The sequence below is a fragment of the Campylobacter sp. IFREMER_LSEM_CL2151 genome, from assembly GCF_025771725.1.
GTDB lineage: Bacteria > Campylobacterota > Campylobacteria > Campylobacterales > Campylobacteraceae > Campylobacter_D > Campylobacter_D lari_C.
The window spans coordinates 222,198-233,202 of the sequence record NZ_JAKMQT010000002.1 but is presented as its reverse complement, the minus strand read 5'-3'; the positions used below and the strand labels follow the sequence as shown (position 1 = coordinate 233,202).

The following is an 11,005-nucleotide window of genomic DNA, read 5'->3' as shown; positions in this document are numbered from 1 at the left end:
CTATATTTTCCTCTATATTTTCCTCTATATTTTCCTCTATATTTTCCTCTATATTTTCCTCTAAATCTAAAACCTGCGCATTTTCATTATTACTTGCTTCTTGAGTATCAAAATCTTGCATTGACTCCTCATCAAGACCATTCAACTCTTCATCAAGCTCATCAATAGCAGCTAGTTCTTCTTTTATTTTATCTTGAGTGCTTAATTCTTCTTCTGGCTCAAAATCCATAACTTCATCTTCTAAAAGCTCTTCTACCAAGGGTTCATTTTCTTCTACAACGCTATTATCTTCTTTTATTTCCCCAATAAATTGAGCATCCTCAGGCAAATCATCAAAACTCATCTCTTTTTCACCCATTTCTTCAACCATAGGCAATTCATCAAAAGAATCCATTTTGGCGGGATTTTCTTCTATATTTTCTTCTATATTTTCTTCTATATTTTCTTCTATATTTTCTTCTATATTTTCTTCATGTAAATCATCTAGCAACGCCAAATCATCTTCATCTTTTTTTTCATCTACTAATACATCTGTTGTTTCAGGTATATTGTCAACTTTTAATTCATCATCTAAATTCTCTTCAAAAAATTCTTCTTGCAAACTTAAATCATCTTCACTTAAACTCTCTTCATGCTCAGACAAGTCAATACCAGCTAAAAGTTCATTTCCATCCAAAGGTGTATCTTTGTCAATTAAAACATCATCGTCAAAATTTAATTCATCTTCTTTTAAAGTATTATTTTTATCTTCATTTAAAGTTTTTTCACCACCCAAAAGCTCTATAAAGTCAGTTGGCAAAAAAGGTTTATATAAACATTCTACGCTTTCTACTTGCTCTTGATTTCTAGGTAATAAACAAATCAATCTATTACATTTGCTTTTTAAATCATCTAAATTAGCTTCAATATCATGATCTATGATAATAACATCATAAAATTCTCCAAGCTCCTCAGTATTTGTAATTTCTTCAAAATCATAACCTAATTTTTGAACACCTAAACTGATTAGCTTTGAAACAGCCGTATTAGAATTTATCAGCAAAACCTTCATCTGTCATCTCCCAAAATTAAAGAAATATCTTATTTTAAAACATTTTTAATTATTTATTGCTTATATATTAAAAAATAATAATTCCATATGCTCAAAACTTTTCATTGTTAAATTTTTAAAATACTGCATCATAATAAGCAAAATAGCAATAAGCACTGCAAAAGATAAGAATATCTTAATAGGATACCCCACCACTAAAAGATTAAATTGTGGCATAGTTTTCATAAGCATACCAAAAATCACATCTGATAATAAAGATATAGCCAAAACTGGAAAAGCCATAGAAAAACCAAGTACAAAAATATTTACCATGGCTTTATTTAAATAAAGCATTAAATTTTCATGTGGATAAAACCCGCCTAAACTAATATATTCTAATGAATTAGATATAAAAAGCAAAACTAAATGATGTCCATCAAAGGCCAAAAATACAAGCAAAGCCAATAAATTTAAAACTTGTGAGATTACAGGTGTGTTTGTGCCAGTTGTAGGATCCATAACACTAGCCATAGAAAATCCCATGGTAAAAGAAACCTGCTCACCTGCCATTTGCAAAATAGCAAAAGTCATTTGCAAAATCAACCCTGCCATCATACCAAAAAGTACTTCACTTAAAAGATATAAAATAAAAAAAGAATCAGGTGTATTACCCTCAAGCTTTGCTAAGGGATATAAAAACATTGTTAAAAATAAAGCTAAGGTAGTTTTTACCACCAAAGGTATGCTATTGTGAGAAAAAAAAGGGAAAAAAACTAATAACCCGCTCATTCTAGCAAACAAAAGCATGAAAATAACTACATTTTCATCGCCTAAATATTTAACAAATTCCATGATTGTTTAAGTAAAAAACCTTGTCACATTTTTTAGCAAGCTCTTGATCGTGCGTAACAAAAATCAAAGCTGCGTTATTTTTCTTGATATAATCAATCAAAATATCCATTACATTTAAAGCATTTTTAAAATCTAAATTTCCGGTAGCTTCATCAGCAAAAATAATCTTTGGCCTTTTACTTAAAACCCTAGCTATGCTCACTCGTTGCTGTTGCCCACCACTTAGCTTTGTGATTTTTTGATTCATTAAATCTGCAATATCAAGTTTTTTTAATAATTCATAATCAATATTCTGTCCGCTTAAAACACTCGCAAGTTCTATATTTTCAAAAGCCAAAAAACCTTTAAACAAATAATGCATTTGAAAAATAATTCCAAAATCTTTTCTACGAATTTCTAGCAAAGCATCATCATTTAAACCGTATAAGTCTTGATTATTATAAAAAATTTTTCCTGATTGAGGTTTTAATAAGGTAGATAAAATATGCAAAAGAGTGGATTTACCACATCCACTACTTCCACATATTGCAATACAATCTTTTGCATTTACAGCAAAATTTAAATTTTCAAAAAGCGGAATATCAAAACTATGGCTTAAATTTTCCGCTTTTAAAAGTTCCATTTTTAACCAATTTGCGCAGCAACTTCAGCAGCAAAATCTTCGGTTTTCTTTTCTAGGCCTTCACCTACTTCAAAGCGAATAAATTCAACTATTTTAATAGTTCCACCTAGCTCTTTTTCTTTATCAGCAATTACTTGCTCGATAGTTTTTTTATCATCCATTACATAAAACTGACCCATTAAAGTAAGTCTGCTGTCAAGTTGAGAATTATCCGCAATAAAGCTATTTAACTTACCTGGGATAATATTAGGCCAAATTTTTTCTGGCTTACCTTGTGCTTGAAGCTCAGCTTTAATAGCTTCTTCAGCTGCTTGAATTACCTCTTGAGTTAATTGTTTTCTACTTGCATATTTTGGAATTTTATGCTCTGGTTTATTAGGATCTTTTAATCTTCTTCTTTCTTCGTTCTCTTTTTCTAACTCAGCAACTAAAGCTTTGTATTCATTTTCTACAAAATCCATATCAAGTTCTTCATAAGATAAATAACTTGGTTTCATTGCAGCAATATGCATACAAATATGCTTTAAAAATTCTCCACACTTGCTAGCTGTAGCTTCGCTATCGCAAGCTGCAGCAATAACCACACCCACACGACCATTAGTATGAATATAACCATTTACAATGCCATTAGCACCCGCTTTTAAAGTAGCAAATCTTCTAACAACTAAATTTTCACCAATAGTTGCAATTTGACTTTTTAAATACTCTTCAAATTTAACACCATTAATCTCGCTTGAATGTAATTCTTCAACATTTTGAAGACTTTTAGCTTGAATATGTGCTGTTGTATCTTTTGTTAAAGCGATAAATTGTTCATTTTTAGCAACAAAATCTGTTTCAGAATTTATCTCACTAACCGTTGCACATTTAAAATCATCACTTACTTTTACACTTACTAAACCTTCAGCAGCTAAACGATCAGCTTTTTTATCAGCTTTTCCAAGTCCTTTTTCTCTTAAAAGTTGCACTGCTTTTTCAAAATCACCATCTGTGTCTTTTAGAGCATTTTTACAATCCATCATACCTGCGCCAGTACTTTCGCGCAGTTCTTTTACCATTTGTGCAGTGATTTCAGCCATTATTCTTTATCTCCTTCAAAATCTTCTTCACTCATAGCTTCTTCTAAAACTTCTTTTTTTTCTTCTTCAGAGATTGGTTGTTCTTCATTTGCTTCACCATCTTGCTCTCTTAATGCTTTACCTTCATTGATTGCTTCAGCCATTTCTTGGCAGAAAAGTTGAACTGAACGAATTGCATCATCATTTCCTGGAATTGGGAAATCAACTAAGTCAGGATCGCAGTTTGTATCTAGCGGAGCAACTACAGGGATTTTTAATCTATTAGCTTCTTGTACTGCAATTTTTTCTTTAACAGTATCAATAACAAAAATCATATCAGGTTGAGTTTTCATATATCTAATACCACCAAGATATGCTAACAACTTTTCTTTTTTTCTAGTAAGCATTAATGCTTCTTTTTTAGTTAAAAGCTTAATGCTTCCATCTTCTTCCATTTTTTCTATAACTTCTAATTTTCTAATAGATTGGCGGATAGTTCCAAAGTTAGTCATCATACCACCAAGCCATCTGTGATTTACATAAGGCATACCGCATTTTTCAGCATATTCTTTAATCGCTCCACCTGCTTGTTTTTTAGTACCAACAAATAAAATTGTTTTACCTTCTGCAGCAGCATCACGAACGATATTATATGTATATCTAAAGTATCTAAGTGTTTTTTGTAAATCAATTACATAAATACCTTTTCTTTCACCAAAAATAAATTTTTTCATTTTTGGATTCCATCTTCTTGTTTGGTGTCCAAAGTGCACACCGCACTCTAATAAATCTCTCATGCTTACCATGAAATTCTCCTTGAAATAAAATAATTAGGTTTATTCCTCCGCATTCTTTAACCCATAAGCAACCTAATAAGGAAATTAATGCGTGTGAAATGAAAAAATATTATATCAAATTTTATTTTATATTTAGCTTATTATTGAAGAAAAAGAACGCCAAAAGGCGTTCTTTGAGTAAATTAGTGTAGTTTAGACCAAACTGATCTTTTCCAACCTATAGCAAAAATACTTAAGATAGCAAAGAATATCATAATATAAATTCCTGTTTGCTCTCTTTCTTCTTTTTTACTATCACCAACTTTTTCAAGATAATTAATAACTTGAGTTTGTGCTTTTTCATTTAAGCCAACTCTTGGCATAGCAGTACCGTGAATTTTCTTTTGAGGTTCGTTAATGAAAATTTCAAGATAATGCGCGCCTTTAGAACGAATCATCATAGATAGATCTGGAGGTGTCATACCAAGATAATTTTTTAAATCACTCATATTTGAGCTTGAAACAAAGCCATCATATTTTACATCATGGCATCTTCCACAAGCATTTTCAAACGTATGTTTGTTTTTAGCAAAATCAAACTCTTTTGCAATTAAAGCTGTTTTTGCCTGCTCTGAAAGCTCTTGATTTTTAGCATATTTTTCTTCTAAATCAGCTTTTAATTTTACATCAAATTCTTTTTCATATTCACTAGCTGTATTTTTAAAGAATGCAATTAAGTCTGCTAAATCTTGATTATCTTGTGCTTCATCGCCACTTAAAGGATAAGCAGGCATTAAGAATGGATTTTCATCATTAAATTTATGTGAAATTTGCAAAGCTTTAACCGGATCAATAATAAGTGCGGTTAAAAATTTCTCATCATAAATAGCACCAGCATCACTTAAATCAGGAGGTGTTACACCTAAAGAAGAATCTGTGATAGTAGCAGGAATTCCAGCAGCTTTTACACCATGACATGCAATACAATTGCCTTCAAAAAGCTCTTTTCCTTTTTGTGCATTACCTTTGCTAAAATCGATTTTTGCGATTTTTTCCCATAATTGCTTAGTAGCTTCTTCTTGGCTTTTAGCAAGCTCTAATGCTTTTTGAGCATTAGCTATAGCTTTTTCACTTCCTGAAGCATTAGCATCCATTGCTGCTTTTTCTTTTAAAGCAACTTCACCTTTGGTAAATTCTGCATCAGCTTTTGCAAAGTCAAAATTAACCGGAGTTGAAGGAGGATTCATCACTGAATGTGCATAAGGCTCAACCCCCCAATAAACTAAACCTGTGAAAAAGACAACTACAAAAAATATTTTTAATTCTCTCATTATTAGCCCCTTTTTCTTTCCATGATAGTAATAATTGGTAAGACCACTAACAATAATAGTAAAAATACCATAGAAGCATAAAATCCTATCCAAGCGTTAATTCCTGTTGGAGGGAGCTTTCCATAAACTGTTAGTACAATTAAATCTATCAATAATACCCAAAACCATACAAAAAACATTGGTCTTTCGTGTGCTGGTTTTACAACATCACTTCTATCAAGCCAAGGTAACAAGAAGAAAATAATTTGTGCTATACCAAATGCTGCAAGTCCTATATCAAAAGCCTTAATGCTTCCAACATCAAAGAAAAATCCTCTTAAAACTTCATAACTCCACAAGAAATACCATTCAGGATAAATATGAGGAGGTGTTTTTAAAGAATTTGCTGGGTCAAAGTTGATTGGGTCCATTGCAAAATTGAATTTAAAACATACCAAGTAAAAGAAGAAAATCATAAATAGCGCAATATACATAAAATCTTTAGCTAAAAATCCTGGCCAAAAAGGAATAACTTTAGAACCTTTTGTATCGCCTGCTAAATATTTTTCAGCTTCTAAATCAAAATCAATTTCTTCTGAGATTTCATTATTTACATGAGGAATTCTTAAAGAATAAAAGTGGAATGCAATAATTGCCAAAATTACAATAGGCAATAAACATACATGCAACATAAAAAATCTAGTTAAAGTTGGATCTGAAACCGCAAAATCTCCTCTTATCCAAATAACCAATGCATCACCTATAAAAGGAATTCCACCAAAAAGCTGAGTAATAACTTGAGCAGCCCAAAAGCTCATTTGTCCCCAAGGTAGCATATATCCACTAAATGCTTCTGCTGAAAATACAACAAATAAAAGCATACCACTAATCCAAATCATCTCACGACCCTTTTTATAAGAGCCATAATAAATTCCTGTTAGCATGTGAATATATATGATTAAAAATACAACCGAAGCAGCCACACCGTGCATATGACGCCAAAGCCAACCATACTCTACTTCTTGCATGATAGTTTTATTTACACTATCAAAAGCCAAAGCCACATCTGGCTTATAATACATTACTAAAAATAAACCTGAAATAAATAAAATAGCAAAAAGAGTGGTTAAAATAACACCCATTGCCCATAAGAAGTTAATTTGTTTTGGTATCCAATATTGAGCCATTAAAACATTAAAAAGCTTATTTACAGCTAGTCTTTGATCAAGCCAATCTACAATACCGTTTGCTTTTTTTATCTGTGCCATATTAAGCCTCCGCGATCATTTTTTTATATTCTGGACCTTCTTCGCCTAATACTAATTTTGTTCCATCAATTCTAAAAGGAGGAATGTCCAAAGGTCTTGGAGGAGGACCAAATACATTTTTACCACTAGTGTCAAATTCGCCACCATGGCATGCACACTTAAATAATTTTTCGCTTGGAGCGTAAGCTGGAATACAGCCTAAATGCGTACAAAGACCAATAACTACAGTATAAGCAACATCACCTACAACAACATCTCTATTGCTATCTTTTGCCATATCTGCATCTTTTTTTAAGATAAATATAGGCTTTTTACGCCATTCAATTGTTCTTAGCTCGCCCTCTTTCATACCAGAAAGATCTACAGTAGTAATACCTGCTGCTTTTACACTTGGGAGCGGATCCCATGTTTTTTTCATTGCAACTAATGAAAAAGCACCACCCACAGCAGCTACTGTTCCAAAGGCAAAGCCCATAAAGCTTCGTCTACTTTCAGATGTAGCCATTTTACTTCCTTTGTTTTGATTTGTATGTAAAGCATAGCAGTTTATCTAAAAAATGATAAATTTTTTCTTTGATATAAAAAGCCTTGTTTAAGATATAAAAGTATTTGTTTAAAAAAGATAGTATCTATTTTATTTAAGGTAATAGATACTATATAAATTAGTTTATTTTTTCATTTTGATATAAATATGCAAAATATCCAAAGCAGCAGGAGTAATACCGCTAATTTGTGAAGCAGCAAAAATAGTTGGTGGATTAAATTTTTGCAGTTTTTCTACCACTTCATTACTCAATCCACTCACACTTTTAAAGTCAAAATTTTCAGGGATTTTCAAATCATTTAAATTTTTCATTTTTTCAATTTGTGCTTTTTGCATTGCTATATAATGATAATACTTTGCTTCATTTAAAATTTCATTTAAAGAATACTCATCCATATTTTTAAACATTTCATCTAAAGCTTTTAATTTTTCTATATTAAAACTAGCTCTTGCAACAATTTTTTGCAAGCTCACTATTGAAGTGATCTTTTCTTCTTCAATACTTTGTAAAAATTCATTATTTTGCTTACTTGGTGTCCATGTAGTTTGAAGTAAAAACTCAAGTCCTTTGCTAACATTTTGTTTTATATTATCAATATATGCATAATCTTCTTGACTTAAAAGTTTAAAATTATATCCATATTCTCCAAGTCTTAAAATAGCATTTTCTTCTCTTAAGAGCAGTCTATACTCAGCTCTTGAAGTAAACATTCTATAAGGCTCTTTGGTGCCTTTCATCACTAAATCATCGATTAATACCCCTATATAAGCCTCATCACGCCTTAGCACAAAAGGTTCTTTTTCATCAATTGCTAAAACCGCATTCACTCCTGCCATAAAACCTTGTGCAGCTGCTTCTTCATAACCAGTAGTTCCATTAATTTGCCCAGCACAATATAAATTTTTAATCTTTTTAGTTTCTAAAGTATGTTTTAATTCTGTTGGATCAATGTAATCATACTCTATAGCATAACCAAAACGCGTGATTTTAGCATTTTCAAAACCTTTTATACTTCTTAGCATTGCAATTTGCACTTCATAAGGAAGCGAGGTAGAAAAGCCATTGATATAATATTCAGTCGCATCTTTAGTTTGTGGTTCTATAAATAAATGATGACTTTCTTTATCACCAAAACGATTAATCTTATCTTCTATAGAAGGACAATATCTTGGTCCTATACCTTCAATTTGTCCTGTAAAAAGCGGAGCACGGTAAAAATTACTTTTTATAATCTCATGTGTTTTTAAATTTGTTCTTGCTATATAACATGGAAGTTGATTAGGCTTGAAATTTTTCGTTTTAAAGCTAAAAGCTTTAGGATTTTCATCTCCAGGTTGAATTTCTAAAACACTAAAATCAATACTTTTAGCATCAACCCTTGGGCAAGTTCCTGTTTTTAATCTTCCTACTTTTAAACCACTTTGTTTTAAGTAATCTCCCAAATTTACAGACGCAAGCTCACCTACCCTACCTGCTTGAAGCTTGGTTTCACCTATATGGATAAGTCCATTTAAAAAAGTTCCTGTTGTAAGTATGATTTTTTTGGCAAAATATGTATTTTCTAAATTAGTTTTAACGCCCTTAACTTCATCATTTTCTATAAGCAAAGACAAAGCTTGCTCTTGAGAAATTTCTAAATTTTCAAGTTTTAAAAGCTTATTTCTAGCACAAATTCTATAAGCATCCATATCAATTTGCGCTCTACTTCCGCGCACTGCAACACCTTTACTTTCATTTAAAATTCTAAATTGAATTCCAGCCTCATCGGTAATTTGCCCCATAAGTCCACCCATAGCATCAAGCTCTTTTACCAAATGTCCTTTTGCTAAACCACCTATAGCGGGATTACAACTTGCAGCACCAATTTGCTCGATTAAAGTAGTTAAAAGTAAAGTTTTTTTACCCATTCTAGCGGCAGCAGCACTAGCCTCAACTCCAGCATGCCCGCCACCTATTACGATTATATCATACATATTTTGACCTCATTTTTATAAAAAGGCAAAAATTATATAATATTTTTTAAAATAAAATACTAAAAATACTTTTTGAAATTTAAAAGTTTTAGATAAAATCTCATAAAAATTAAAGGTATTGAATGTTTAATGGATTAATCCGCGAATTAGCCTTTGTCAAATCATATCAAAACAACACTTTAAGATTAAAAGCAAACTACAAACCAAAACTAGGCGATAGCATAGCAGTTAATGGTGCGTGTTTGAGCGTAACAAAACTTTTTGATGATGGTTTTAACCTTGAACTTTCTTATGAAACAAGAACTCACATAGCTATTGAAAATTTAAAAGACTATGTGCATATTGAACCTGCGCTAGCTTATGGCGATAGAATAGATGGGCATTTAATGCAAGGACATATTGATGGTATAGGTGAAATTACTAATATTTCTAAAAAGGAAAACGGGGTTGATTTTTATATTAAATGTCCTGATGATATACAAATTTATATGGCAAATAAAGCAAGTGTAGCCATAGATGGGGTGAGCTTAACTATCAATGAAGTTTTAAAAGATGGTATTCGTTTAACTATCATTCCTATAACCTTTAATGAAACCTTGTTTAAAAACTATACCATAGGAAGACGCGTGAATATAGAAAGTGATCTTTTAGCAAGATATATACACAGACAATTAAATTATAAAAAAGAAATTTCATGGCAACAAATAGACAAAATTACATCACTTTATTAGAAAATGATTTTGCAAAAGCTTTTGTAGCCTTTGATCAAGATTATAATATTTTTAGAGCAAAAATTTATGATAATATTTTTCCTTGGGAAAATTCTATAAAAAAGTGTGTATTTTTAAATCAAATTCATTCTAATATCATCACTCATTATAATAAAGATTTTCATTTTAACGCTGATGGGATAATTAGCAATGAAAAAAATATAGCTTTGTGTATTTTAAGTGCTGATTGCTTGCCTTTGCTTTTATATGATGATGAAAATAAAGCCGTAGCAGCTTTACATTCGGGTAGAAAAGGTTGTTTTGAAAACATCTTAAAAGAAGCTGTTTTAAAAATGCAAAAAAGCTTTAACACTCAAACCAAGAATTTGCAACTCATCATATCAGTAGGAATTTGTGCTAAAAATTATGAAATTAATGGCGAGGTTTTAAATTATAGCAAAGAAAAATTTGCACCTTTTTTACATGAAAATAAGCTTGATTTAAAAGCATTAGTTAAATTTCAAGCAAAAGAATTAGGTATTAATGATATTTTTGATATCAATCTTTGCACTTTTGATGATGAGAGATTTTTTTCTTATAGAAAAAACCAAACTCCAAAGCGCATTGCTAGCGTGATTTATTTAAAGGATTAAAATGTATGAAGTAAAAAATTTACTTGCTTTGAAAATTTTACAAAAGGCTAGAGAATTTGGTGATAATGATTTAAGCAACGAAGTTTTAATCACTCAAATGCTAAATCACACCTCACAAACTCTAAATCAAAACGATACAAAAAATTTAAATGAATTTATCACAACGCTTATAAATGCCAAAGAAAAGGCCAAAATGAGCAATAAATAA

At 30.9% G+C, this 11,005-nt stretch carries 12 protein-coding genes; 3 read left to right on the top strand and 9 right to left on the bottom strand.

All coding sequences use genetic code 11. The features are described from left to right. The 9 genes from L8V82_RS02975 to mnmG form a co-directional block, all read right to left on the bottom strand. On the bottom strand, positions 1-1,051 hold a 1,051-nt coding region (locus tag L8V82_RS02975; RefSeq protein ID WP_263723952.1), incomplete at its 3' end, for a hypothetical protein. A gap of 60 nt (positions 1,052-1,111) precedes the next feature. Then, on the bottom strand, positions 1,112-1,882 hold the full coding sequence (gene fliR / locus L8V82_RS02970; RefSeq protein WP_263723951.1) for a flagellar biosynthetic protein FliR: 771 nt from the start codon (positions 1,880-1,882) through the stop codon (positions 1,112-1,114). Further along, positions 1,869-2,504 carry an ABC transporter ATP-binding protein gene (locus L8V82_RS02965; RefSeq protein ID WP_263723950.1) on the bottom strand — a complete coding sequence of 212 codons (636 nt, stop codon included), beginning with the start codon at positions 2,502-2,504 and terminating at the stop codon, positions 1,869-1,871. The genes fliR and L8V82_RS02965 overlap by 14 nt, the downstream gene beginning before the upstream one ends. A 2-nt stretch (positions 2,505-2,506) precedes the next feature. Then, positions 2,507-3,583, bottom strand: coding sequence for a translation elongation factor Ts (tsf, locus tag L8V82_RS02960; RefSeq protein ID WP_039626638.1), 1,077 nt, complete (start codon positions 3,581-3,583; stop codon positions 2,507-2,509). After that, the gene (rpsB, locus tag L8V82_RS02955) at positions 3,583-4,368 is read right to left on the bottom strand and encodes a 30S ribosomal protein S2 (protein ID WP_012661799.1); all 786 of its coding nucleotides are present in this window, start codon (positions 4,366-4,368) and stop codon (positions 3,583-3,585) included. The genes tsf and rpsB overlap by 1 nt, the downstream gene beginning before the upstream one ends. Positions 4,369-4,541: 173 nt before the next feature. Then, a complete protein-coding gene (locus L8V82_RS02950; protein WP_263723949.1) occupies positions 4,542-5,669 on the bottom strand; it encodes a c-type cytochrome in 1,128 nt (375 codons plus the stop codon). A 2-nt stretch (positions 5,670-5,671) separates the two neighbouring features. Next, positions 5,672-6,916 (bottom strand): ubiquinol cytochrome c oxidoreductase, cytochrome b subunit, encoded by a 1,245-nt coding sequence (locus L8V82_RS02945; RefSeq protein ID WP_039618771.1) that lies wholly within the window; start codon positions 6,914-6,916, stop codon positions 5,672-5,674. A 1-nt stretch (position 6,917) separates the two neighbouring features. Continuing rightward, complete coding sequence (locus L8V82_RS02940; RefSeq protein WP_039618773.1) at positions 6,918-7,421, bottom strand: ubiquinol cytochrome c oxidoreductase, 2Fe-2S subunit; 504 nt, start codon at positions 7,419-7,421, stop codon at positions 6,918-6,920. Positions 7,422-7,583: 162 nt separating this feature from the next. Further along, positions 7,584-9,434 (bottom strand): tRNA uridine-5-carboxymethylaminomethyl(34) synthesis enzyme MnmG, encoded by a 1,851-nt coding sequence (gene mnmG, locus L8V82_RS02935; protein WP_263723948.1) that lies wholly within the window; start codon positions 9,432-9,434, stop codon positions 7,584-7,586. A gap of 122 nt (positions 9,435-9,556) precedes the next feature. On the opposite strand from mnmG, the gene ribE reads away from it, so the two are divergent. From ribE to L8V82_RS02920, 3 genes are read left to right on the top strand one after another with little or no spacing between them, the layout of a single operon-like run. Then, positions 9,557-10,165, top strand: a complete 609-nt coding sequence (gene ribE, locus L8V82_RS02930; RefSeq protein WP_039618779.1) for a riboflavin synthase — start codon at positions 9,557-9,559, stop codon at positions 10,163-10,165. After that, positions 10,129-10,797, top strand: a complete 669-nt coding sequence (gene pgeF, locus L8V82_RS02925; protein ID WP_263723947.1) for a peptidoglycan editing factor PgeF — start codon at positions 10,129-10,131, stop codon at positions 10,795-10,797. The genes ribE and pgeF overlap by 37 nt, the downstream gene beginning before the upstream one ends. Position 10,798: 1 nt before the next feature. Next, positions 10,799-11,005, top strand: a complete 207-nt coding sequence (locus tag L8V82_RS02920; protein ID WP_149062476.1) for a hypothetical protein — start codon at positions 10,799-10,801, stop codon at positions 11,003-11,005.